This window comes from Priestia sp. GS2 (assembly GCF_036409025.1).
Classification (GTDB): domain Bacteria; phylum Bacillota; class Bacilli; order Bacillales; family Bacillaceae_H; genus Priestia; species Priestia aryabhattai_A.
Map to the genome: position 1 here is coordinate 1 of NZ_JAZGJX010000004.1, position 23,916 is coordinate 23,916.

The 23,916-nt window shown below is 38.2% G+C and carries 22 protein-coding genes and 8 tRNA genes; 29 read left to right on the forward strand and 1 reads right to left on the reverse strand.

Going from position 1 to position 23,916, the window contains the following annotated elements; genetic code table 11:
- Nucleotides 1-2: 2 nt before the first annotated feature.
- The 9 genes from V2145_RS20920 (at nt 3) to rocF (ending at nt 1,745) form a co-directional block, all read left to right on the forward strand.
- Nucleotides 3-77 (forward strand) — tRNA-Glu (locus V2145_RS20920).
- A gap of 23 nt (nt 78-100) precedes the next feature.
- A tRNA-Val gene (locus tag V2145_RS20925) sits at nt 101-176 on the forward strand.
- A 10-nt stretch (nt 177-186) separates the two neighbouring features.
- Nucleotides 187-262, forward strand: a tRNA-Thr gene (locus V2145_RS20930).
- Nucleotides 263-270: 8 nt separating this feature from the next.
- Nucleotides 271-354 (forward strand) — tRNA-Tyr (locus V2145_RS20935).
- A gap of 6 nt (nt 355-360) precedes the next feature.
- Nucleotides 361-435 (forward strand) — tRNA-Gln (locus V2145_RS20940).
- A 4-nt stretch (nt 436-439) separates the two neighbouring features.
- Nucleotides 440-512, forward strand: a tRNA-Lys gene (locus tag V2145_RS20945).
- A 9-nt stretch (nt 513-521) separates the two neighbouring features.
- A tRNA-Gly gene (locus tag V2145_RS20950) sits at nt 522-596 on the forward strand.
- Between the two features lie 22 nt (nt 597-618).
- Nucleotides 619-694: transfer RNA gene (locus V2145_RS20955), tRNA-Ala, on the forward strand.
- A gap of 151 nt (nt 695-845) precedes the next feature.
- On the forward strand, nt 846-1,745 hold the full coding sequence (gene rocF / locus V2145_RS20960; RefSeq protein ID WP_094913149.1) for an arginase: 900 nt from the start codon (nt 846-848) through the stop codon (nt 1,743-1,745).
- Nucleotides 1,746-1,783: 38 nt separating this feature from the next.
- Here the strand turns inward: rocF and V2145_RS20965 are convergent, their stop codons facing one another.
- Nucleotides 1,784-1,942, reverse strand: coding sequence for an aspartyl-phosphate phosphatase Spo0E family protein (locus tag V2145_RS20965; protein ID WP_094913150.1), 159 nt, complete (start codon nt 1,940-1,942; stop codon nt 1,784-1,786).
- Between the two features lie 160 nt (nt 1,943-2,102).
- Between V2145_RS20965 and sigW the strand changes: the two genes are divergently transcribed.
- The 20 genes from sigW (at nt 2,103) to budA (ending at nt 23,910) form a co-directional block, all read left to right on the forward strand.
- A complete protein-coding gene (gene sigW / locus V2145_RS20970) occupies nt 2,103-2,666 on the forward strand; it encodes an RNA polymerase sigma factor SigW (RefSeq protein ID WP_094913151.1) in 564 nt (187 codons plus the stop codon).
- Nucleotides 2,667-2,678: 12 nt separating this feature from the next.
- A complete protein-coding gene (locus V2145_RS20975; protein ID WP_094913152.1) occupies nt 2,679-3,296 on the forward strand; it encodes an anti-sigma factor family protein in 618 nt (205 codons plus the stop codon).
- A gap of 191 nt (nt 3,297-3,487) precedes the next feature.
- Nucleotides 3,488-4,309 carry a diadenylate cyclase CdaA gene (gene cdaA, locus V2145_RS20980; RefSeq protein WP_061786223.1) on the forward strand — a complete coding sequence of 274 codons (822 nt, stop codon included), beginning with the start codon at nt 3,488-3,490 and terminating at the stop codon, nt 4,307-4,309.
- Nucleotides 4,302-5,768, forward strand: a complete 1,467-nt coding sequence (locus tag V2145_RS20985) for a CdaR family protein (RefSeq protein WP_330988246.1) — start codon at nt 4,302-4,304, stop codon at nt 5,766-5,768. The genes cdaA and V2145_RS20985 overlap by 8 nt, the downstream gene beginning before the upstream one ends.
- Before the next feature lie 33 nt (nt 5,769-5,801).
- The gene (glmM, locus tag V2145_RS20990) at nt 5,802-7,148 is read left to right on the forward strand and encodes a phosphoglucosamine mutase (protein ID WP_094913154.1); all 1,347 of its coding nucleotides are present in this window, start codon (nt 5,802-5,804) and stop codon (nt 7,146-7,148) included.
- A 426-nt stretch (nt 7,149-7,574) separates the two neighbouring features.
- The gene (gene glmS, locus V2145_RS20995; RefSeq protein ID WP_210611430.1) at nt 7,575-9,377 is read left to right on the forward strand and encodes a glutamine--fructose-6-phosphate transaminase (isomerizing); all 1,803 of its coding nucleotides are present in this window, start codon (nt 7,575-7,577) and stop codon (nt 9,375-9,377) included.
- Nucleotides 9,378-9,519: 142 nt separating this feature from the next.
- A complete protein-coding gene (locus V2145_RS21000) occupies nt 9,520-9,774 on the forward strand; it encodes a hypothetical protein (RefSeq protein ID WP_094913156.1) in 255 nt (84 codons plus the stop codon).
- 33 nt (nt 9,775-9,807) lie between these two features.
- Entirely contained in the window at nt 9,808-10,362 is a 555-nt protein-coding gene (locus V2145_RS21005; RefSeq protein WP_311859870.1) for a hypothetical protein, read from the forward strand.
- 249 nt (nt 10,363-10,611) lie between these two features.
- Nucleotides 10,612-12,192 (forward strand): L-lactate permease, encoded by a 1,581-nt coding sequence (locus tag V2145_RS21010; protein WP_330988247.1) that lies wholly within the window; start codon nt 10,612-10,614, stop codon nt 12,190-12,192.
- Nucleotides 12,193-12,271: 79 nt separating this feature from the next.
- The gene (locus V2145_RS21015) at nt 12,272-12,979 is read left to right on the forward strand and encodes a FadR/GntR family transcriptional regulator (RefSeq protein ID WP_131888586.1); all 708 of its coding nucleotides are present in this window, start codon (nt 12,272-12,274) and stop codon (nt 12,977-12,979) included.
- A 41-nt stretch (nt 12,980-13,020) separates the two neighbouring features.
- Nucleotides 13,021-13,737 (forward strand): (Fe-S)-binding protein, encoded by a 717-nt coding sequence (locus V2145_RS21020; RefSeq protein ID WP_311859863.1) that lies wholly within the window; start codon nt 13,021-13,023, stop codon nt 13,735-13,737.
- Nucleotides 13,738-13,754: 17 nt separating this feature from the next.
- The gene (locus tag V2145_RS21025) at nt 13,755-15,185 is read left to right on the forward strand and encodes a LutB/LldF family L-lactate oxidation iron-sulfur protein (protein WP_311859861.1); all 1,431 of its coding nucleotides are present in this window, start codon (nt 13,755-13,757) and stop codon (nt 15,183-15,185) included.
- Nucleotides 15,182-15,880 (forward strand): LutC/YkgG family protein, encoded by a 699-nt coding sequence (locus tag V2145_RS21030; protein WP_094913162.1) that lies wholly within the window; start codon nt 15,182-15,184, stop codon nt 15,878-15,880. The genes V2145_RS21025 and V2145_RS21030 overlap by 4 nt, the downstream gene beginning before the upstream one ends.
- A gap of 98 nt (nt 15,881-15,978) precedes the next feature.
- Nucleotides 15,979-16,386: a GNAT family N-acetyltransferase gene (locus V2145_RS21035; RefSeq protein ID WP_094913163.1), complete on the forward strand. Its 408-nt coding sequence runs from the start codon at nt 15,979-15,981 to the stop codon at nt 16,384-16,386.
- 109 nt (nt 16,387-16,495) lie between these two features.
- Nucleotides 16,496-17,113, forward strand: coding sequence for an HAD family hydrolase (locus V2145_RS21040; protein WP_094913164.1), 618 nt, complete (start codon nt 16,496-16,498; stop codon nt 17,111-17,113).
- 177 nt (nt 17,114-17,290) lie between these two features.
- On the forward strand, nt 17,291-19,186 hold the full coding sequence (locus tag V2145_RS21045) for a PTS mannitol transporter subunit IICBA (RefSeq protein ID WP_094913165.1): 1,896 nt from the start codon (nt 17,291-17,293) through the stop codon (nt 19,184-19,186).
- An 88-nt stretch (nt 19,187-19,274) separates the two neighbouring features.
- The gene (locus V2145_RS21050) at nt 19,275-21,362 is read left to right on the forward strand and encodes a BglG family transcription antiterminator (RefSeq protein WP_094913166.1); all 2,088 of its coding nucleotides are present in this window, start codon (nt 19,275-19,277) and stop codon (nt 21,360-21,362) included.
- 5 nt (nt 21,363-21,367) lie between these two features.
- Complete coding sequence (locus tag V2145_RS21055) at nt 21,368-22,510, forward strand: mannitol-1-phosphate 5-dehydrogenase (RefSeq protein ID WP_131888584.1); 1,143 nt, start codon at nt 21,368-21,370, stop codon at nt 22,508-22,510.
- 75 nt (nt 22,511-22,585) lie between these two features.
- On the forward strand, nt 22,586-23,131 hold the full coding sequence (locus V2145_RS21060) for a GNAT family N-acetyltransferase (RefSeq protein ID WP_131888583.1): 546 nt from the start codon (nt 22,586-22,588) through the stop codon (nt 23,129-23,131).
- A gap of 77 nt (nt 23,132-23,208) precedes the next feature.
- On the forward strand, nt 23,209-23,910 hold the full coding sequence (gene budA / locus V2145_RS21065; RefSeq protein ID WP_330988248.1) for an acetolactate decarboxylase: 702 nt from the start codon (nt 23,209-23,211) through the stop codon (nt 23,908-23,910).
- The last annotated feature ends 6 nt before the right edge of the window (nt 23,911-23,916 follow it).

Genomic DNA, 23,916 nt, shown 5'->3' on the forward strand with positions numbered 1-23,916 from the left:
ATGGCCCGTTGGTCAAGTGGTTAAGACACCGCCCTTTCACGGCGGTAACACGGGTTCGAATCCCGTACGGGTCACCACTTATTTTTATATAAGAAATTTTGGAGGATTAGCTCAGCTGGGAGAGCACCTGCCTTACAAGCAGGGGGTCGGCGGTTCGATCCCGTCATCCTCCACCATGAACATGTTGCCGGTGTAGCTCAACTGGTAGAGCAACTGACTTGTAATCAGTAGGTTGGGGGTTCAAGTCCTCTTGCCGGCACCATTGTTTTTGGAGGGGTAGCGAAGTGGCTAAACGCGGCGGACTGTAAATCCGCTCCTTCGGGTTCGGCAGTTCGAATCTGCCCCCCTCCACCATTTTATTGGGCTATAGCCAAGCGGTAAGGCAACGGACTTTGACTCCGTCATGCGTTGGTTCGAATCCAGCTAGCCCAGCCATTAAGAGCCATTAGCTCAGTTGGTAGAGCATCTGACTTTTAATCAGAGGGTCGAAGGTTCGAGTCCTTCATGGCTCACTCTTATATGCGGAAGTAGTTCAGTGGTAGAACACCACCTTGCCAAGGTGGGGGTCGCGAGTTCGAACCTCGTCTTCCGCTCCAATTATTATTATTTGCTTTTGTTGGGGCCTTAGCTCAGCTGGGAGAGCGCCTGCCTTGCACGCAGGAGGTCAGCGGTTCGATCCCGCTAGGCTCCACCAATTACATAAATCATTCACCTCTAAACTATCGTTTAGAGGTTTTTTTGTCCCTTTTAAATTTGTATATATATTCAGAAAAATGTCGAGTTGAGCCATTCATACTTTTAGCTATACAATAGAAGTATAAAAGGTAAAAAGGGGAGAAAGAGAAATGAAAAATGTATCAATTATTGGTGTACCAATGGATTTAGGGCAAACACGTCGAGGGGTAGACATGGGGCCAAGTGCTATTCGTTATGCTGGTGTAGTAGAGCGTATTGAAAGCATTGGATATGTTGTGGAAGATGAAGGCAACATTGAGATTGCTCCTGCAGAAAGAGTACATAATGATGTAAAAACTAACTTAAAAAATCTAACGGCCGTAGCAGATGCTAGTGAGCGGCTAGCTTCTAAAGTAGATCATGTAATTACAAACGGTAATTTTCCACTTGTACTTGGTGGTGACCATAGTATTGCTATTGGAACGTTAGCTGGTGTGAGCAAGCATTATGAGAATCTAGGAGTTATTTGGTATGATGCACATGGAGATTTGAATACAGCTGATACTTCTCCATCAGGAAACATACATGGAATGCCATTAGCAGCTAGCTTAGGAATTGGACACCCAACACTAATCAATATTTTTGGATATATGCCAAAAATTAAACCTGAAAATGTTGTAATTATTGGTGCACGTTCTTTAGATGAAGGAGAAAGGGCTTTAATTAAAGAGATTGGTATTAAGGTATACACAATGCATGAGGTTGATCGTCTTGGAATGGCACACGTTATGGAAGAAACAATTGCTTATCTAAAAGATAAAACAGATGGGGTACATTTGTCACTTGATTTAGATGGTTTAGATCCTCATGACGCACCTGGAGTAGGAACACCTGTTATTGGAGGAATCAGCTACAGAGAAAGCCATTTAGCTATGGAAATGCTAGCTGAATCTAACGTCATTACTTCCGCTGAATTTGTAGAAGTAAATCCTATTTTAGATGAGCGCAATAAAACAGCAACGGTGGCTGTTGCATTAATGGGCTCCTTATTTGGTGAAAAATTATTATAAAAAAGAATCAGCTCTTGTTTGTAAAAGCAAGAGCTGATTTAGTTTGATTGTTTTGTGTATTGATTTAATAGTGTGTCTAACTCTGAACTTAGCCTCAGTACCTCTTTAGAACATAGAGAAGTTTGTTGTGCGGTACTTAACATCATGTGACGATGTTCTTCAATTCTTTCCAGTAAATTTTTCTCCATCAGCGACATTCCTCCACTTTATAATAGTCTTTTTCTTCATAAATAACCCAATTTGCAAAATCTTAAACATAGGCAGCAAATTTTTGTTAAAATAATTAAGCATGAATGAAACTTTAACTAGAAGTAAACGTATATATACTATCCCGCAATGGGCGGAGGTCACTGTTACATGGATTTATTATTAAAACGGAAAATAAAAAAAGTAAAAAAAGGCGATCAAGATGCGTTTGCTGATATTGTAGAATATCATAAAGATAAGCTCTATCAGCTGTGTTATCGAATGTTAGGGAATCGTGAAGAAGCGCAAGATGCGGCTCAGGAAGCTTTTATTAGAGCCTATGTTAATATTCATAGTTATGATTCATCCAAGAAATTTTCCACATGGCTATATCGGATTGCCACAAACCTTTGTATCGATAAAATTCGTAAAAAGAAGCCAGATTACTATTTAGATGCAGAAGTAGCTGGAACGGAAGGTCTGAATATGTACTCACAGATTGCTGCAGATCAAGCACTTCCTGAAGATGAATTAGAAAGAGGAGAGTTGCAAGATTTAATTCAATCTGAAATTCTAAAGCTACCTGAGAAATATCGTACAGTTATTGTGCTGAAATATATTGATGAGCTTTCTTTGAAGGAAATTAGTGAAATCTTAGAGCTACCGATTGGTACTGTAAAGACAAGAATTCATAGAGGACGGGAAGCCTTAAGAAACAGACTTCGCCATTTGTAAGGAGTGAAAATAATGAAATGCTCAAGTTCCTATGTAAATCTAATCCATGAATACTTAGATGGAGATCTTACAAAAGAGAATGAACAATTACTGAAGCAGCATTTACAGGAATGTGATGCATGCCAAGAACATTTTAAACAATTAAAGCGAACAATTGCTTTTGTTCAAAGCACTTCTCATATTGATACACCTATGAACTTTACGGCTAATATTATGGCGGGTCTTCCTAAAGAGAAGAACGCTGTAAGAATGAATCGTTGGTTTACCAATCACCCATTTTTAACGGCAGCTGCTGTATTTACGTTATTAATGTCTGGAGCGACTTTTTCAGCTTGGAATACAAATGAAGAGTTTGCAGTCTCTAAGCAAGATAATCTTGTAATTGAAAATAAGACTGTTATTGTGCCAGCTGGCGAAGTAGTTAAAGGAGATGTTACTGTACGTAATGGTGATATAAAGGTAGAAGGAAAGGTCGATGGAAATATTACTATTATTAATGGTGATCAGTATCTTGCATCTGCGGGAGAGGTTACCGGTGATATTGAAGAATTAGACCAAATGTTTGAATGGATTTGGTACAACGTAAAGAATGGTGTTAAAGACGCAGTTAACCTATCAAATCATCAATAAAAAGAAGTTTGGTTGACGGTAACAACATAGATTTGCTAAAGAATCGTCCTCGGTCATCAAGACTATTGGACGATTCTTTTTGTAAATGAAAACCAATTGTTATTATGTCTAGCTAGTAGGAAATTTTAAATTTGTGATATAATAAAAAAGTTATGTTTAATTGACTACATATAAATAGAGGAAGTGAGACGATGCCTTTTGGAGAGCTACCGATCTTTGCATATTTAGGAAATATAATCGATGTTCTCCTTGTTTGGTTTGTTATATATAAATTGATAATGGTCATCAGAGGTACGAAAGCTGTACAGTTACTCAAAGGAATAATCGTCATCGTTGTTGTACGCTTTATTAGTAACTTCCTGGGCCTAAACACATTACAATGGTTAATGGATCAAGCCTTAACATGGGGATTTTTAGCAGTTATTATTATTTTCCAACCTGAAGTTCGCAGAGCGTTGGAGCAGTTAGGAAGAGGAAGTTTGTTTTCTAAAGCTAGTCTTCCTGAAGAAGATGAACGCGCATTAACAATTGAAGCTATTACAAAAGCTACACATTATATGGCAAAGCGTCGTATAGGAGCTTTAATCTCGATTGAGCGAGAAACAGGCATGAATGATTATATTGAAACCGGCATTCCGTTAAATGCCAATGTGTCGTCAGAACTATTGATTAATTTATTTATTCCTAATACGCCATTGCATGATGGAGCCGTTATTTTACAGCGCAATCAAGTTTCAGCTGCCGCTTGCTACTTGCCACTTTCCGAAAGCCCTTTTATTTCAAAGGAGCTAGGGACTCGTCACCGAGCAGCTGTTGGTATTAGTGAAGTAACAGATAGTATAACGGTTATAGTATCTGAAGAAACAGGTGGTATTTCTGTGACAAAGAATGGTGAGTTATACCGTGAGTTAACAATCGATACGTTAAAAGAAATGCTTGAGAAAGAGTTGGTTAATACTTCAAGAGCATCTTCTTCAGCTCGTTGGCAATGGAGGTCGAAGAAGAATGGATAGATTATTAAACAATCCTTGGATCATGAAAATAATTGCGCTTCTTTTAGCCTTAATGCTTTATTTATCTGTTAGCATCGATAATCAAGATACAAATACAATTCTTGGCACAAGTAAATCGTCAGGAACAGGTACAGAAACCATTACAAATGTTCCTGTAGAAGTTTCTTATGATCAAGATAATATGATCATTAGCGGTGTTCCAGATACGGTTAACGTTACTTTAGAAGGTTCTAAGAGTGCCCTTCAACAAGAAAAGCTAAAGCAAGACTTGGAAGTGTATGTGGATTTAAATAACTATGGTTTGGGAGAGCACCAAGTAGAGTTGCAGCACCGAAACATTTCAGATCGTTTGGATGTCAAAATTGATCCACAAGTTGTAACGGTCAGTATTGAAAATCAACAATCACAAGAATTTCCGGTAGAAGCAAGCTTTGATAAAAATCAGGTGAAAAAAGGCTATAAAGCGGGATCAGCACAAATTAGCCCAGAGACGGTAACGGTTACTGGAGCGAAGAGTCAGCTATCACAAGTAGCCTATGTAAAAGCACTTGTTGAATTAGATAATGTAAGTAAAGATGTAAATGAACAAGCAGAGGTAGTAGCATTTGATAAAAATCTGAATAAGCTAGATGTATCTATTGAACCAGAAGTAGTTAATGTTATAATCCCAATTGAAAATAGAAGTAAAAAGGTACCAATTAGCCTTGAGCAAACTGGTACCCTAGGCGAAGGTATTGAAATTACAGGTATTTCTTTAGATAGAGATGAAGTAACTGTTATTGGTGAGAAAGACGTATTAGATTCTATTTCATCAATTGATAATATTCCGGTCGACGTAACGGGGATTTCTAAAACGTCCGATATAAAAGTTGATGTGCCTGTTCCAGAAGGTGTAGATAGTGTTCAGCCTAAGCAGGTGACAGTAAGTGTAAAAGTCAAAAAGCTGGATGAGGAAGCAGAAGAAGAAACTGATGCAGAAGAAACCTCTGTAGCCGAAGAAGAGAAAGATGGAAAAAAGTCGTTTGAAAGCTTGTCAGTGACACTAAATGGGCAAAACTCAAAATATAGATATGAAATTTTATCTCCTAAAAACGGAGTGGTGGGAGTTGACCTGTTAGGACCACAACAACAGCTAAGAAACGTTACCCGAAGTGATATTAGTATAACTGCTAATGTTGCAAGGCTAACACCTGGTGAGTTTTCGGTTCCTATTTCTCTAACGGTTCCAAATGGTGTTGAAGGCACCCTTTCTACAAAGACGCTAAGAGTAAAAGTTAGTGAAAAAAATCCTTCAAATGAAGAAGAACAAAACCCTTCTGAACCACCAGAAGAAGGTGGTAATAATAATCCGGACGAGCCTTCTGATCCATCTGATAACACGGGGTCTAACGAAGAAGATGAAGGTAATGGCGACAACGGTGCAAATGATGAAGAAAATGATTCATCATCGGCAAACTAATATACACAATGGATATAAAAGGAGAGAACAAGAATGGGTAAGTATTTTGGAACAGACGGTGTAAGGGGTGTTGCAAACAGTGAATTAACACCTGAGCTTGCATTTAAAATTGGTCGTTTTGGCGGGTACGTATTAACAAAAGACACTGAAAGACCAAAAGTCCTAATAGGTCGCGATACTCGTGTATCAGGTCATATGTTGGAGGGAGCTTTAGTAGCGGGTCTTCTATCAATTGGAGCTGAGGTGATGCGCTTAGGTGTAATTTCAACGCCAGGTGTTTCCTACTTAACGAAAGCGTTAGGTGCGCAAGCAGGTGTTATGATTTCTGCGTCACACAACCCAGTGCAAGATAACGGTATTAAGTTTTTTGGACCGGATGGATTCAAGCTATCTGATGCTCAAGAAAATGAGATTGAAGCATTAATTGATGCTTCAAAAGATGAACTACCAAGACCTGCAGGTAAAGACCTTGGACAAGTAAATGACTACTTTGAAGGTGGTCAAAAGTACCTTCAGTACCTCAAGCAAACAATTGATGAAGATTTTTCTGGTTTGCACGTTGCGCTAGACTGCGCGCATGGTGCCACTTCATCTTTAGCAGCACATTTATTTGCAGACTTAGATGCTGATATTTCAACAATGGGTGCATCTCCAAATGGATTAAATATTAACGAAGGTGTGGGTTCTACTCATCCGGAAGCATTAGCAGCATTTGTAAAAGAAAAAAATGCAGACGTAGGGTTAGCCTTTGATGGTGATGGGGATCGACTAATTGCAATCGATGAAAATGGCGACATTGTAGATGGTGATCAAATTATGTTCATCTGTGCAAAGTATCTATTCGAACAAGGTCGTTTAAAGCATAATACGCTTGTTTCTACGGTGATGAGTAACCTTGGGTTCTACAAAGCTCTTGAGGCAAACGGAATTCAAAGTGCTCAGACAGCGGTGGGTGACCGCTACGTAGTAGAAGAAATGAAAGCACATCAATATAATTTAGGTGGAGAGCAATCAGGCCATATTATTTTCCTTGACTACAATACAACAGGAGACGGTATGTTGTCTGCGATTCAGCTTGTAAACATTATGAAAGCAACAAATAAAAAGTTATCTGAATTAGCGAGCGAAATGAAAAAGTTCCCGCAGCTTCTTGTGAACGTGAGAGTAACGGATAAGCATCACGTAACTGAAAATGAAAAGGTAAAAGAAGTAATTACAGAGGTAGAAAAAGAAATGGCTGGAAACGGTCGTGTTCTTGTTCGTCCTTCAGGTACAGAGCCACTTGTGCGCGTAATGGTTGAAGCACCAAGCCAAAATGAGTGTGATGTGTACGTAAATCGTATTGTTGAAGTAGTAAAAGCAGAAATGGGACTAGAGTAATTCATCATTCTATGCATAAGCAGTGACCACAAGGGCTGCTTATGCATATTTTTATATTATGCCAATTGTACACAGCGGCACGCAAAAAGCCCTGTTTTTACTATTGGTAATAAAGATAATTGACGATTTCTTATGCTTTGTTGTAAGATTAAATCTGTTCGTCTCTAATTTACAAAAGGAGGGAATGTTAAAAGCAGTTTATAATTTAAATAAAAGCGCCTGAACTAGGTCTGAGACGACAGTGACTTAGTTGACGAGGAGGAGGTTTATCGAAGTATCGGCGGATGCCTCCCGGTTGTTGATTATCACAATCGAAAGCTTGATGTGAAAAACAAAGGGGTGACTCTTTGGACAAACGCATTAAGAAGATAATCGTTATTGTGAAGAAGGTAACGTTCTTCATTACTTTAAGGAGGATTACAATCTATGTGCGGAATTGTAGGTTATATTGGAACTCAAGATTCAAAGGAAATTTTATTACGAGGTCTTGAAAAATTAGAATATCGTGGATATGACTCAGCAGGTATTGCAGTTGTTAATGACGGTGGCGTACACGTATTTAAAGAAAAAGGACGTATTGCTGAACTACGTCAATCAGTGGATAACAATGTTGTAGCACCAGCTGGTATCGGTCACACGCGCTGGGCAACACACGGTGTTCCAAGCCGTGAAAATGCTCACCCACATCAAAGTAATAACGGGCGCTTTACGTTAGTTCACAATGGAGTTATTGAGAACTACGCAATTTTAAAGCGTGAGTATTTACAAGGTGTTGAATTCAAAAGTGAAACGGATACAGAAGTAATCGTTCATTTAATTGAAAAAATCGCAAGCGAAGGATTAGGAGTAGAAGAAGCATTCCGTAAAGCGGTAAGCTTACTACACGGTTCTTATGCACTAGCATTAATTGATAATGAAGATAAAAATACAATTTATGTTGCTAAAAATAAAAGTCCATTACTTGTTGGTTTAGGCGAAGGCTTTAACGTTGTAGCAAGTGATGCAATGGCGATGCTGCAAGTAACAAACCAATATGTAGAGTTAATGGATAAAGAAACAGTAATTGTAACAAAAGAAGCAGTTACAATTAAAACATTAGATGGTCAAGTAGTAGAGCGTGCACCTTACACTGCTGAATTAGATGCAAGTGATATCGAAAAGGGTACGTATCCTCACTACATGCTAAAAGAAATTGACGAGCAGCCTCTAGTAATGCGTAAAATCATTCAGCAATACCAAGGTGATGACAATGAGCTTCACGTGGATGAGGACATTGTAAAAGCTATGAATAACTCTGATCGCGTATACATCGTTGCTTGTGGAACAAGTTACCATGCTGGACTAGTAGGAAAACAATTCATTGAAACATGGGCGAAAGTACCTGTTGAAGTGCACGTAGCAAGTGAATTCTCTTACAACATGCCGCTTTTATCTGAAAAACCACTATTCATCTTTATTTCTCAAAGTGGTGAAACAGCAGATAGCCGTGCAGTCCTTGTTCAAATTAAAGAGCTTGGCCATAAAGCATTAACAATTACAAACGTTCCTGGTTCAACTTTATCTCGTGAGTCAGACTACACGCTGTTATTACACGCTGGTCCAGAGATTGCTGTTGCTTCTACAAAAGCATATACAGCTCAGTTAGCAGTGCTTTCAATTTTAGCAGCAGTAACTGCACAAGCACGCGGCATTAAGCTTGATTTCGACTTAATGCAAGAACTAGCAATCGTTGCTAATACAATGGAAGTTCTATGTGATGATAAGGAAGAAATGGAAAGCATTGCTCTTCAGTTCTTAGCAACAACGCGTAACGCATTCTTTATCGGGCGTTCTGTAGACTATTACGTTGGATTAGAAGGTGCATTAAAGCTTAAAGAAATCTCTTACATCCAAGCAGAAGGATTTGCTGGTGGAGAGCTGAAGCACGGAACAATTGCTTTAATTGAAAACAATACGCCTGTTATTGCCCTTGCAACACAAGAGCACGTGAATTTAAGCATTCGCGGAAACGTAAAAGAAGTAGTAGCGCGCGGAGCTAACCCTTGCATTATCTCTATGAAGGGCTTAGAAACGGAAGAAGATCGCTATGTAATTCCAAAGGTACACGAAACATTAGCACCTTTAGCAGCGGTTATTCCATTACAATTAATTTCTTACTACGCAGCTCTACACCGTGATTGTGACGTAGATAAACCACGTAACTTAGCTAAGTCTGTTACGGTTGAGTAATAGTTAATCGGGTTTTTAAATCATATAAAAAGAGAGTAACCTGTTGGTTGCTCTCTTTCTTTTTGTGTTTATATTAGTGGAAATTACAAAAAAGTAAATTTATTCTATGTTAAAATTAGGATAGATATAAAGGAGGTTGAGAATGAAGATATTTGCCTGGTTTTTAATTTTATTTCATATAGCTGTTGCACTCTTCTGGATAGGAAATTCTTCTTACCTCTTTTCAAAAAGTGGGCTTTTCTGTTGGGTTTTCTCCATTGTAGTAGGTTACTTAATGTATAAGAAACAAAAACAAAAAAATTTCACAAGGAAAATCTTATTGAGTTCAAGCACCTTTATGGTGTTTTTAATCATTTTCACAGGCTTAATAGAAGTTGCGGTATCCTCTATGTCTTAAATGTAAAAATAATTCAAGTATGAGGGAGTAAATATGTCATTTGTAATTTTTATTATTTTACTGCTTATGATAGCAGGGATCTTTTTTTGGAAAATAAACCGCTGGCTTTCTCTTTTACTTTTAGTACCTATGTTGGTTCTATTTGGTTTTGCTAGTTATGTTCTTTTTAATATGTGGTATGAAACAACCCCTGAATCTTTAAACTTTAGCGTGCAGCATGAAGGATCTGAATACATAATTGAAAACAGTTGGGAAAAGCCTTTAGATGTGTATCGGTTTCCAACTGATTTTGTCGTTTTCTATGTACCAAATACTAGTACAGTAACAAATGTTAAAAGAGAACGAGTGAAAGATTATAAGGAAATGGCAGAATTAGAAGACTCGGTTAAAGGATGGGTAGAAGAAAAATATCCGTCAAACTTAACAACACAAGTTTTTGATATAAAAGCAAGTAAGAACGGTCGCTTTACTTTTTCTTTACCGCAGGGAATAAAAGAAAAAGAGGTGGAAGTATATTACGTGCATTTACGTTCAGAACCAATGGATACAATTGAATTCTGGATAAAAGAAATTGAAATAAAGCCATAAAGAGCAATGGGAACTAGCATCATAAACAAACATATATTCGAGGGTCAAGCTTAGGAACTCCATAAGTTTGGCTTTTTTTGTTCTAATAAAGCTGAAGATATGTAGTTGCTATAAAATAAATTAGATAAAAATGCAAAATTCCCCATTGTCTATTTATGAAATTTATGTAACTATATTAATGAGGTCATCAGATGACCTCATTAGATATGAGTGCTCAATACTATAAGTCAACTAGGGGGAAGGGTTTATATGTTATTGTTCATTGCGCTAAGTGCGATTATTGCTCCATTTTTATTTCTTGTAGTTCTGAGGATGTCAGCTGCTAAAGGAATGGCATTGAGTTCAATTATCGTCATATTGTTAGCGCTTACTATCTGGGGGATGGAAGGGAAAGTAATTTTAGCATCAATGTTTCAAGGAATACATAAAACATTTACGATTTTGTGGATTTTATTCGGTGCATTGGTATTGTTGAATACCCTTCGAAATACGGGTGGAGTTGTTCGAATCAATCAAGGCTTTCAAAGCATTTCAGCTGATATGCGTGTCCAAGTAGTCATTGTAGCTTTTTTATTTGGCTCACTTATTGAAGGAGCCGCTGGTTTTGGGACACCGGCGATGGTGACAGGCCCGCTATTATTGGCTCTGGGTTTTCAACCACTGGTGGCCGCCACCATTGCGTTAATTGCTGATAGTACAGCCGTTATGTTTGGAGCAGTGGGGACGCCAGTAGCAGTCGGACTCAGTAATATTCCAAGCGCCGATATTAATTTCTTTAAAGAAATTGCGGTGCAAGTCACAAGTTTAGACTTATTGGCGGGTGTCTTTATTCCATTTATTTTAATGGTTGTATTAACCACATTTAGTCGCAGTGGTATAAAAGATGCGCTGCAAATGTTTCCGTGGACGTTCCTCATTGGAATTGTATATACGGTAAGCGCATTTCTGATTGCTAATTTCTTTGGGCATGAATTTGTCTCCATTTTAGCCTCTCTTATTACGTTAATTGTAGCAACTTTGACAGCAAAGAGAGGAATCTTATTACCTAAGGGAGAATGGAGAAAGGTAGTGAGGAAAGATTTCAAGATAGCGGAAGATAAAGCGGAAATGGGCATTTTAACAGCATGGGCACCGTATATTAGCGTTGTAGTCTTATTGCTGTTGACTAGAGTTATCCCAGGACTTAAGCAATTTGCGTTAACCGCTATTGACTTAACCTGGACAGATATTTTAGGAGTAGAAGGTATTGTTTCTAAGTGGGAGTTTTTATATTCTCCAGGAACGATTCTAACTTTGGCAGCTGTGTTTGCTTTTCTTATTCAAAGAAAGTCTTATAAAACATTTTTGCAAGCATCAAAAGAGTCACTAGGTACAATGAAAATAACAGCGATTTCACTCATTGCAACGCTGGCGATGGTACAGGTGTTTGTTAATTCTGGATTGAACCTAAACAATTTAAATAGCATGCCCGAATACATTGCCGAATCATTGGCGAGCTCTTTAGGGTCAGTATGGATTTTTGTGGCGCCATTCCTTGGAAAACTTGGGGCGTTCATCACTGGAAGTGCAACGGTATCCACATTAACCTTTTCACCAATCCAATATAATGTTGCCCAGGCAATTGGGTTAAACTTAAACACTGTTTTAGCAGTTCAACTAATTGGTGCTGCAGCGGGAAATATGATTTGCGTTCACAATGTTGTGGCTGCTAGTGCTGTTGTTGGTTTATCTGGTAAAGAGGGAGAAATCATTCGCAAAACGTTAGGGACAGCAGTTGTATATGGAGTATTAGCGGGTATAGCAGGGTTTCTCTTTTTAAATGTTTTTTAAATAAGAAAAGCGGGGTTTCCCATTGTATTCTCTTGTAAGTAAATCGATATAATAGAGAGATAGATGGGAGTTGAATGAAATGAACTATAAACGTGTTCGTGGAAAAAAAGCATATGAGGAAGTAGCTGAAACATTAATTGAATTAATTAAAGCAGGAGATTTAAAGCCTGGTGATAAATTAGAGTCTGTTGAAAAATTAGCAAAAAGTTTTGATGTAGGGACGTCAACTATTCGCGAGGCTTTAAGTGGCTTACGTACAATGGGGCTAGTCGCAGCAAGGCATGGAGAAGGTACGTTTGTAAATAACTTTGATCCTTCTAAATTTCAGTTACCTGTCAACATTGCTTTTTTAATGAAGATTGAAGATATTAAAGAACTTTACAAAGTTCGTGAAATTTTAGAGTTAGGTACGGTGGCTCAAGCAGCAGCAGTGCACGAAGAAGAGGATCTTTTAGCGCTTGAGAAAGCATTGATTGTGATGGAGAATGCAAGCGGAAATGAAGAGTTAGCCTCAAGCGCGGATTTAGACTTCCATTTGGCCATTGCGAACGCGACACATAATAAATTACTTATTAATTTAATGAGCAGCGTGTCGTCGTTAATCTCTGAAACGATTCAAGAAACAAGAAAAGTATTCTTATATTCAGGTAATACAGTCGAAGATTTAAAAGTAGAGCATCGAAGAATCTTTGAAGCTATTAAAAATAGGCAGCCAAATGAGGCGAGTGAAGCGATGCTTGAACATTTGCAAAATGTTCAAAGCCGTCTTTTTACATATATTGAATGATGTAGCCGGCTGTTTACCAATTTTCTGAGAGGTGAGCAAGTATGAGAGTTTCCTTATTTAGTACATGCCTAAGTGATATTCTTTTTGCCAATGTAGCAAAAGACACGCTTGAAATCCTGGAACGATGCGGCTGTAAAGTTGATTATCCTATGGAGCAAACGTGCTGTGGCCAACCAGCGTATAACAGTGGATACCTACAGGAAGCAAAGCAGTCTATGAAGCAAATGATGAAAGCTTTTCGTCATTCTGAATATATAGTGGGACCATCAGGATCATGCATCAGTATGTTGAAGGAGTATCCCGCGGTGTTTAGAGGAGATGTAGAATGGGAGAAAGAAGCGGAAGCTTTTGCAGCTAAGTGCTATGAAATTACTGAATTCCTTGTAGATATATTAAACGTTACAGACTTAAATTCTTCGTTTAAGGGAAAAGTCACTTTTCATTCCTCTTGTCATATGAAACGACTGTTAGGAGTAAAGGAACAGCCTAAAGTACTGTTGAAAAACGTAAAAGGTGTAGAACTAGTTGATTTACCGTGTGAAGAAGATTGCTGTGGATTTGGTGGTACGTTCGCCGTGAAAAACTCTATTATTTCACAAGAGATGGTCAGTGAAAAGTCACGTCATGTCTCAGAAACAGAAGCCGAATATTTAGTGGGTGCTGATATGGGCTGTTTAATGAATATCGGCGGTCGCATGAGTCGTGAAGGGAAAGAAGTTAAAGTTGTTCATATTACTGAGATTCTAAACACCCATTAAGAAAGGGAGGAACGAAAATGAGCGTCAAAATTGGTGAAATTCCATACAAAGAACGAATTCAAAAAGGAATTGCAGACGACTTTATGAGGCAAGCCGTTTCCTCCGCTCAAGGAAGACTTCGAAGTGGACGGTTAAATCAGGCAGAAGCATGGGGGAATTGGGAAGAGTGGCGACAGCTCGGTTCTGAAATTCGTTCACATACATTAGAGAATCTAGACTACTATTTACATCAACTGAGCGAACAAGTAGCTAGACGGGGAGGAAATGTCTTTTTTGCAGAAACAGCAGAAGAAGCAAATGATTATGTTAAAAATGTGATAAAAAAGAAGGAAGCGAAAAAAGTTGTTAAATCAAAATCGATGGTAACTGAAGAAATTGGTTTAAATAAAGCGCTTGAAGAAGTAGGTGCTGAGGTTGTGGAATCTGATTTGGGTGAATGGATTTTGCAACTGGATGAAGATCCACCTTCTCACATCGTAGCTCCTGCTCTTCATAAAAACAAAGGACAAATACGAGAAACGTTTGCTAATAAAAAAGGATACGGTGGCTCAGATACTCCCGAAGAGCTGGCAGCGTTTGCTCGAGAACAACTTCGTCAAGATTTCTTAGCGGCTGACGTAGGAGTTACAGGGTGTAATTTCGCTATTGCAGAATCAGGTGCTATCACCCTTGTTACCAATGAGGGAAACGCAGAAATGGTTACAAGTCTACCGGACACTGTTATTACGGTGATGGGAATGGAGAGAATTGTTCCCACTTGGGAAGAGATGGAGGTGCTTGTTAGTTTACTAACCCGAGCAGCGGTTGGACAAAAACTAACGAGCTATATTACGGCTATTACAGGAACAAGGCTCGAAGAAGAAATAGATGGTCCAGATGAGTTTCATTTAGTCATTGTAGACAATGGTCGTTCAAAAATTTTAGGAACAGAATTTCAATCAGCACTTCACTGTATTCGCTGTGCCGCCTGTATTAACGCATGTCCTGTTTATCGTCATATTGGAGGGCATGCTTACAACTCAATTTATCCAGGGCCAATCGGTGCAGTCATCACGCCACTTTTAGAAGGCTATGACGATCATAAAGAGCTTCCGTATGCATCTACGCTATGTGCAGCGTGCTCAGAAGCATGTCCTGTTAAAATACCACTGCACGAGCATTTAGTTCGCCATCGTCAAATCATTGTGGAACGAGAAAAGAAAGCACCCCTGACTGAAAAGCTCATGATGAAGGGATTCGCGAAGTGGTCGGCCAATCCATCTCTTTATAACTTAAGTGCAAATCTCGCTAAGCCTGCTCTTAGACCATGGACAAAAGAGGGTATGATTGAAAATGGGCCAGGTCCCCTGAAGGATTGGACGAATGTACGTGATTTCTATGCTCCGGAAGGTCAGTCATTCCGTTCTTGGTTTAAACAACGGCAGAAGGAGAGTGAATCGTCATCATGATACAGAATCGAGAGGCTTTTTTAGATAAATTAGCTACTACTTTAGGTAGAGAACGAAAAGTCGAAGGTGTACAGCGCCCAAGCTGGAGCGTTACGCCACAGTATGATGTATTCAAAGATAGGACACAGGATGAACTTGTCGATATTTTACAAGAGCATTGTAAAGTAATTCATACAACTTTTAAGCGAACAGATCGTGAAGGATTGGTTGGTGTTCTTGCAGAAACGATTAAAGGTTACGAGGGAAAGTCGTTAATCACTTCAAATGATCTGCGAAATAAAGAATATGGGTTAACCGGCTTTTTTGAGAGAAATGCTGAAGACCTCCAAGTTCATATCTGGGATGCAGAGAAAAAAAAGGTAAATCAACAAATTGCAGAAGCAGCCGACGTAGGGCTTGTTTTTAGCGATGTGACGCTTGCAGAGTCAGGAACGGTAACGCTCTTTCATAATAAAGATCACGGTAGGTCAATCAGTTTGTTACCGAAAACGTTTGTTGCAATTATTCCTAAAAGCACGCTAGTTCCACGGATGACACAAGCAGCTTCGCTTATACACAAAAAGCAGCTAGAGGGTGAAGATGTCCCTTCTTATGTGAGTTTTATCACTGGACCAAGCAACAGCGCTGATATTGAGATGAACTTGATTGTTGGAGTGCATGGACCTGTAAAAGCAACTTATATTGTAGTAGACTAACTTCTAGTAAAAATAGCCTTTTCGTATAATAGTTACGAAAAGGCTATTTTTATAGAAAGACCCAAGTAGCGGAGATAGATGAAATAGGAGGGGAAAGATTGAATCAACGTATATGTTATACAATTAAGGGACCCAAAGATTTTAATCAGATGCGAGTTTTATATGACTCTTTAGGTTGGAATTCAATCAATCTAACAACAGATGAACTAAAGAAAATGTGCGAGCAGAGCTGGTATACACTATATGCATTTGATGCAGACGAGCTAGTTGGTACAGCGAGAGTTATATCTGATGGTATTATTACAGCTACAATCTGTGGTGTGGGTGTCGCTCCTGCATATCAATCAAAGGGAATTGGTAAAGAGCTTATGAACCGCATTATTAAGTACTGTGAGAAGCAAAGAGTCATTCCTCAACTTATGTGTGTAGATAGTCTTAAGCCCTATTATGAATCCTTGGGATTTGAAGAATTTGCAACTGCCATGGTTAAGCGAATAAATAGATAAAATTTTGTAATGGTGTATATAAGCTTTTATAAGGCTTCCTTTGATAATTGAAAAAGGAAGCTTTGTTATGTTTATAATGACGGTAAGACAAATTAAAGGGGATGACTAGATGGATAGTATAATCTTTGACTTAGACGGAACACTCTGGAATTCAATTGGGACGGTAACCGTCGCTTGGAACGAAGTCATTAAAAGAAGCAAGTATGTGAAAAAAGAAGTAACGGAAAGAGACTTTGAACAAACCATGGGTCTTCCATTTCAAGAGATTGCTCAAAAGCTATTTCCAGAGTTAGATGAACAAAAGCAAAAGCAGATTCTAGCAGAATGTTGTGAAGTAGAGAATGCTTATTTAGAGAAAAGTGGCGGTCTTTTGTACCCACAAGTAGAGAGAACACTAAAAGAGCTTTCTAAAAAATATAAATTGTATATTGTAAGTAATTGTCAAGAAGGGTATATTGAAGCTTTTTATAACTATCACAAGCTAGACGCACATTTTATTGACTTTGAAAACCCTGGGCGTACAGGTTTATCAAAAGGTGAGAATATTAAGCTCATTATCGAGCGTAATAACTTAAAAGAACCAGTATATGTAGGGGATACACAAGGAGATTACGAAGCAGCTCGATATGCAGGTATTCCATTTGTTTATGCATCGTATGGATTTGGAAAAGTAGATGACCCAGACTATACAATTGGTGCGTTTAAAGAACTAAACGAACTGTTCTAGAATTTCTCTTTCAATAAGATATACGTATGCAAATATACTTCTCTTCAAAGCCTATATACATAAATATACCTTTGTCTCGTTAAGGTGTGACAAAGTTAGTTTTCTTCTTCATTGAATGTAAGCGGTTCATATCCTAACATTATAAGTGTAATTATGATATAGAAAGGGAGAGAGCATATGGCTCAATCAAATATAAAAGTAGGCGTTCAAAAGTTTGGTAACTTTCTAAGCTCAATGGTTATGCCAAATATCGGGGCATTTATTGCCTGGGGGCTAATTACAGCACTATTTATTGAAAAAGGCTTTTTTCCAAATGAAGAGCTTGCTAAGCTTGTTGGACCAATGGTTACGTACTTATTACCGCTATTGATTGGTTATACCGGCGGTAAGCTAGTTCATGACCAGCGTGGTGCAGTCGTTGGTGCCATTGCTACAATGGGGGTTATCGTTGGAGCAGATATTCCAATGTTCCTTGGAGCGATGATTGTAGGTCCACTTGGTGGATACGTTATTAAGAAATTTGATCAGTTAATTGACGGTAAAATTAAAACAGGTTTTGAAATGCTTGTAAATAACTTTTCGGCAGGTATTTTAGGTGGCATATTAGCTATTTTAGCTTTCTTAGGTATTAGTCCTGCAGTAGACGCGTTTACACAAGCACTAATTGTTGGGGTAGATTGGTTAGTAGGTGCTGGATTACTCCCACTAACAAGTATTTTAATTGAACCAGCAAAAATCCTATTCTTAAATAATGCAATCAACCATGGAATCTTATCACCAATTGGTGCAGAGCAAATTCGTACTACTGGTCAGTCTGTTTTGCTACTTCTTGAAGCAAACCCAGGTCCTGGTCTAGGAGTACTATTAGCTTATTGGTTCTTTGGACGTGGAACAGCAAAGCAATCTGCTCCAGGTGCAGCCGTTATTCACTTTATTGGGGGTATTCACGAAATCTATTTCCCGTACGTGTTAATGCGTCCAATGCTTATTATTGCAACAATTTTAGGAGGTATGAGTGGTGTATTCACGCTTGTACTCCTAGGTGGAGGACTTCAAGCTGTTGCATCTCCAGGTAGTATCTTAGCTATTTTAGCTGCAACACCAGGTAATGCAGGAAGTTACATTGCAAACATTGCAGGCGTTCTGGTAGCGACAGTTGTATCATTTGTTGTTTCAGCGTTTATCTTAAAAACAGGTAAGCAAACAGAGGATCTAGATGAGGCAACGCGCAAGATGCAAGAGATGAAGGGGAAGAAGAGTTCGGTAGCTGGCTCAATTGTGACAAATAAAGGAGCGTTACCAAAAGAAGTTAACAAAGTTGTATTCGCTTGTGACGCTGGAATGGGATCAAGTGCAATGGGAGCATCATTACTTCGTAAAAAAGTAAAAGAAGCTGGTTTAGATATTTTTGTTACAAATACAGCAATCAGCAATATTCCAAGTGATGCTCAAATCGTTATTACACAAGAAGAACTTACTCCACGTGCTCAAAATAAAATTCCAGAAGCATATCATATTTCAGTAGATAATTTCTTATCGAGCCCTGAATATGACAAGCTTATTAATAAGCTTAAAAATGATTCTTCAGCGGAAGGAAGAATTCCTCAAGTAGAGGAAGTAGTAGAATCAAGTCCAGAAGATGATAGCTTGCTGCGCGAAGAGAATATTTTTCTTAATCAAGAATTTAGCAACAAAGAAGAAGCAATTCGATTTGCAGGAGAAGTTCTTGTAAAAGGTGGTTATGTGGAAGAGAGTTATATTGAAGCTATGATTGAACGTGACAATATAACATCTACTTATATGGGAAATGATGTTGCTATTCCGCATGGTACAGAAGAAGCAAAAAAGAACGTATTAAAATCTGGATTTACGGTGCTGCAAGTTCCAAATGGTGTTGATTTCGATGGAGAACAAGTACGTTTAATCTTTGGTATTGCAGGCAAAGATGGTACGCATCTCGAAATCCTGTCGGGTATCGCCGTAACATGTTCTGATATGGATAACATTGAAAAAATGGTTCAAGCTACATCAGCTAAAGAACTTAAAGCAATTATTCAAGGTGAGTTGAACTAAAAAAGTAAAAGTGTAGAAAGGCATGTAAAGTGCCTTTCTATTCGTTCTTTCTGCAAGGCGTTAATTTCTTTAGATAAGAAATGAGTTGATGCATGTGTTTATTACATCCAGGGAAAAAAACATTATTGAATTAATCATTAAAACATCAGGAAAACATACGGCTTTATCCATTGCTAGTTTTTTGAAGGTAAGTGCTAGAACCGTACATCGGGATTTGAAAACAATTGAATCCTTACTGAAGCAATTTAATTTGCAATTAGTTCGTACACCAGATGAAGGATTGATAATTAGCGGTAAAGATGAACAGATTTTCAAGTTGATCCAAGAGCTTATGAAAGTTCAACCTACCGATCAGTCTCCGAAAGAACGTAAGCTATTATTGGTTATTAAGCTATTGGAAGAAGCATCTTTTAAGCTCCAAACGCTAGCTAAAGACTTAGGTGTTAGCATCACTACCTTAACTTCGTACTTGGATGAATTAACAGATTGGCTTGAACATTACAGTGTAACCCTTGTTCGAAGAAGAGGAGTTGGGTTAGAGGTCGTTTCAACTGAAATCAACAAACGAAAAGCACTTGCTAATTACTTTCTTGTTTATTTTGGAGAAGAGCTAATCGAACAGCTTTTTTTGCTTCAAAACAATAAATTAAAGCAAGAAAAGGTTTTATACTATTTTAATGCTGCTTATTTGGCGGAAGTGGATCGTATTGTTAATTTAAAGATAAATAAAGGCCAATCGAGGTTAGCAGACAGCGATTATATGGGGTTAATCATTCATACATGTATCATGCTACAAAGGTCTGAGAAAGGCTTTCAGTTAGAAGAATCAGTGTTAATTAAGGAAGCGTCAAATGAGTACCAATTAATCGAAAGTCTGTGCAAAGAGCTAGAGGAACAGTTTTCTCTCAGCATTAACACTAATGATATTACATTCCTAGCGGTTGTACTACGAGCATCTAAACTTCAAGTAGCCAACGCAGTAGATTACGATAGTATAGTTTTAGGACGCATGATTAAGAGAGTTATTCAAGATGTTTCCATTCAGCTGCATATCGACTTAACAAATGACTTTTCACTATTTCAAGGGTTATTAGCGCACATGGAGCCATCTATCTTTCGCATTCAACAGCAGCTAGAAGCATTTAATCCATTAACGGAAGAGATTAAAAAGAAGTATCCACTACTCTTTATGGCGGTACGAAACAGCATGGAAAAAGAGTTTAACGAGTTATCTTTTTCAGATGATGAAATTGCGTATGTAGTTCTTCATTTTGGCTCTTCTTTAGTAGTGCGAGAAGAAAATGTTGTAATCAAAGCATTAGTGGTATGTCCAACAGGTATCGGTACATCTAAGATGCTAGCGAGTCGAATAAAGAAAGAATTTATTGAAATTGACTCTGTTGATGTAAAATCGATTAAAGAAATTCATGAAACAAATATAGAAAAGTACGACCTTATTATTTCAACCGTCCGTTTACCGTTTTTAGCATGTGAATACATCTTAGTTAATCCGCTCCTTAGCGATGAGGATATTCATGCTATTCGAACCTTTCTTCAAAAAAATGTGGAGGAGTTAACACAAAAGAATCGATATACAGCAAAAAGCAGCATAACTGCTACTTCAAATGCAAACGATAGACCACCTTTTCAACAAGTAATGAAAGAAATAAAAGAAGTGTATACAAGTATTGATTCCATTTTTGACAACCTAAGGATTTACCGAGAAGGTTCAATTTTAGATCATGAGCAAATCATTGCTCGTATGGTTGCGGCTGCAGGTCGTGAAGGTTTGGTTAAAAACACACAAAGCATTATTCAAAAGCTCAAGGAGCGAGAAGAAAAAGGTGGGCTTGGTATTCCAGAAACAAGTATGGCTCTTTTTCACTGTCGACATGAAGGGATAGGGCAACTATTGTTTCAAATTTCTCATTTGCACAATCCTTGTCAGGTGAAAGGGATGGATGGAAAAATGATGGAAACACGAAACCTACTGCTGATGTTGGCCCCAGAAAAGCTTACAATCCGTGAGCAAGAGATTTTAAGCCTAATTAGTACAAGCTTGATTGAAGATAAAGAGGCGATGATGATTTTTTCGTCCTCTAATGAAGAGATGATTCGAAAAAAACTGGAAGATACATTTTATGAATACTTACAAAATAATTTGATAAAGGAATGATAAGTGTGAAAACAGTTGTACATTTTGGTGCAGGCAACATTGGAAGAGGGTTTATCGGTGCGCTTTTTGCTCAGTCGGGATATCATGTTACGTTTGTGGATATTGCCCAACCAATTATTGATAAACTAAACGAAGATAAAAGGTACCATGTGAAAACGGCAGCGGAAGATACGGAAATAATTGAAGTGAATAATGTGTCTGGCTTAAATAATATGACGCAAGAGCAAGAAGTGTTAGAAGCTTTAAAAACTGCTACTTACATCACAACAGCTATCGGCCCGACAATTTTACCTCGTATTGCACCATTGATTGCAAAAGGCTTAGCAGCTCGCGTAAAAGAAAACGATGAGAAAGTATATGTTATCGCATGTGAGAATCAAATTTCTGCAACGGAGCTCTTAAAAGGCTACATTCTAGAGAGCCTAGATGAGGAAACAAAGGAACAGCTTAGTGGGAAAGTGTCGTTCTTTAATTCAGCAGTCGATCGTATTGTACCGATTCAATCGAATCCAGAATCTATCGATGTATTGGTTGAGCCATATTATGAGTGGGTGGTAGAAACAAAAGAACATATTCCAACAGTTGAAGGAATGAAAATTGTTCCGGACTTAGCACCATTTATTGAACGTAAACTTTTTACGGTTAACACAGGACATGCGGTCATTGCCTATTTAGGTTACTTGCAAAGAAAAGAGACGATTGATCAGACATTAGAGGATGCTGCGATTTACGAACAGGTAAAAAAGACATTGCAGGAAACAGGGGCGTACCTTGTTCATCGATATGGTCTTGATCAAAATGAACATGAAGCATATATTAAGAAAATTATTGAGCGCTTCAAAAATGCGTACTTAAACGATTCTGTCAATCGCGTAGGTCGTTCACCTCTTCGTAAGCTAGGGCCGCAAGATCGATTAGTTCGTCCAGCTGTAGAAGCAAAGCAAGCAGGTTTATCATATACAAACTTAGCCAAGGCAATCGCTGCAGCATTGCTGTTTGACCCTTCGGAGGATGAAGAAGCTGTTCAGCTCCAAACAATGCTTGAAGAGCATGGTATTTTATATGTGCTAAGTAAAGTGAGCGACCTACATGAAAATGATGACCTAACCCAGGAAATTATTGAGCACTACTCTCAATTACAGAAATAAAAATATCTTTTTCTAAACGAGCCTTATAATAAAACAAAGGCTCGTTTTTTAATGGGTTAAAAGAGGGAGAGAAGATTGGTGGTAAAATCAAAAACATTTCAAGTCAAGGGAATAGAGTATACCATTCGTGTTGCTGCGATCAGCGATGCATCTGCACTTGCTGAATTACGATTACAAATTGATGGTGAAACAGAACATCTCGATCGTGTAAAAGGAGAGGGGATAATTGATGAAGAGGGATTCAGGGAACTGATTTTAATAGATACGTCGACACCTAATCATTTATTTCTCGTCGCGGAAGTAGAAAACAACCTTGTGGGATTCTCTAGGTGTGCAGGCAGTCAACTTCAGCGTCTCATGCATCAAGTTGAATTTGGTGTAGGGGTTAAAAGAGATTTTTGGGGACTAAAGGTTGGTCAGGAATTATTAAATCAATCGCTTCTTTGGGCTGGCTATCAAGGCTTCGTTAAGGTAACCCTAAAGGTTATTGAAACGAATAAAAGTGCTATACATGTTTATAAGAAGTATAAATTTGAAGTAGAAGGTGTACTGAAAAAAGATAAGAAATTATCTGATGGCAACTATTACAGCACGCTTATTATGAGTCGATTCTTTAAATAGCTCCGTTGTTTCAGCTTCTTTTCAGAGGGAATAATTGTTATATCAATAGTTATCTGTAACGGAAGGGGAAACGAATAATGACCTCTAGTATTTATCAAAAATCTACGATGGTAGCACTCTTAGAGGGTGTTTACGATGGAACAATTACAAAAGAAGAGCTTTCTCAAAAAGGAGATTTTGGCCTTGGGACATTCCAGGCGCTAGATGGTGAAATGTTAGCGGTGGATGGGGATTTTTATCATTTAAGAGAAGGAGAAGCGGTAAAGGTCCATTCAAAAGATATACTGCCATTTGCCGTGATGACGTATTTTAAAGGGCGAACAGAAATTAATCTTGATAAGGTGTTAACTCAGAAAGAGCTTGAGCAGCAGCTAGAGGCTAATATGAGTAGTCAAAATGTCTTTTATGCAATAAAGGTGGAGGGGGCTTTTCAACAAGTAAAAACAAGAACGGTAGCTAAACAAAACAAGCCCTATCCACCAATGACGAAAGTTGCTGAAAGCCAGCCTGTTTTTGAGCTGGAAAATGTTAAGGGAACTATGGTTGGATTTTTCACTCCAGCTTATGTAGCAGGTATAGGTGTGCCAGGGTACCATTTTCATTTTATTGATGAATACAAAACGGCAGGTGGTCACGTTTTAGATGTGACCGTTGAGCATGTAAAGATAAGTTTAGAAGAAAAAACATCGTTGGAGCTGGACCTTGATAATACCCAACGTTTTCGTAACGCAGATTTAGATAAAGAAGATATTCAAAAAGAAATTGAAGAAGTAGAATAGAGCAAA

Bases quoted from the DNA above. Each gene is read 5' to 3' on its own strand.
- V2145_RS21010 (WP_330988247.1), top strand. From the start codon at position 10,612: ATGTTATTGTTCATTGCGCTAAGTGCGATTATTGCTCCATTTTTATTT.
- V2145_RS21050 (WP_094913166.1), top strand. From the start codon at position 19,275: ATGCATGTGTTTATTACATCCAGGGAAAAAAACATTATTGAATTAATC.
- V2145_RS21025 (WP_311859861.1), top strand. From the start codon at position 13,755: ATGAGCGTCAAAATTGGTGAAATTCCATACAAAGAACGAATTCAAAAA.
- glmS (WP_210611430.1), top strand. From the start codon at position 7,575: ATGTGCGGAATTGTAGGTTATATTGGAACTCAAGATTCAAAGGAAATT.
- rocF (WP_094913149.1), top strand. From the start codon at position 846: ATGAAAAATGTATCAATTATTGGTGTACCAATGGATTTAGGGCAAACA.
- V2145_RS21000 (WP_094913156.1), top strand. From the start codon at position 9,520: ATGAAGATATTTGCCTGGTTTTTAATTTTATTTCATATAGCTGTTGCA.
- V2145_RS20965 (WP_094913150.1), bottom strand. From the start codon at position 1,942: ATGTCGCTGATGGAGAAAAATTTACTGGAAAGAATTGAAGAACATCGT.
- cdaA (WP_061786223.1), top strand. From the start codon at position 3,488: ATGCCTTTTGGAGAGCTACCGATCTTTGCATATTTAGGAAATATAATC.
- V2145_RS21040 (WP_094913164.1), top strand. From the start codon at position 16,496: ATGGATAGTATAATCTTTGACTTAGACGGAACACTCTGGAATTCAATT.
- V2145_RS21030 (WP_094913162.1), top strand. From the start codon at position 15,182: ATGATACAGAATCGAGAGGCTTTTTTAGATAAATTAGCTACTACTTTA.
- budA (WP_330988248.1), top strand. From the start codon at position 23,209: ATGACCTCTAGTATTTATCAAAAATCTACGATGGTAGCACTCTTAGAG.
- V2145_RS21015 (WP_131888586.1), top strand. From the start codon at position 12,272: ATGAACTATAAACGTGTTCGTGGAAAAAAAGCATATGAGGAAGTAGCT.
- V2145_RS20975 (WP_094913152.1), top strand. From the start codon at position 2,679: ATGAAATGCTCAAGTTCCTATGTAAATCTAATCCATGAATACTTAGAT.
- glmM (WP_094913154.1), top strand. From the start codon at position 5,802: ATGGGTAAGTATTTTGGAACAGACGGTGTAAGGGGTGTTGCAAACAGT.
- V2145_RS21045 (WP_094913165.1), top strand. From the start codon at position 17,291: ATGGCTCAATCAAATATAAAAGTAGGCGTTCAAAAGTTTGGTAACTTT.
- V2145_RS21005 (WP_311859870.1), top strand. From the start codon at position 9,808: ATGTCATTTGTAATTTTTATTATTTTACTGCTTATGATAGCAGGGATC.
- V2145_RS20985 (WP_330988246.1), top strand. From the start codon at position 4,302: ATGGATAGATTATTAAACAATCCTTGGATCATGAAAATAATTGCGCTT.
- sigW (WP_094913151.1), top strand. From the start codon at position 2,103: ATGGATTTATTATTAAAACGGAAAATAAAAAAAGTAAAAAAAGGCGAT.
- V2145_RS21020 (WP_311859863.1), top strand. From the start codon at position 13,021: ATGAGAGTTTCCTTATTTAGTACATGCCTAAGTGATATTCTTTTTGCC.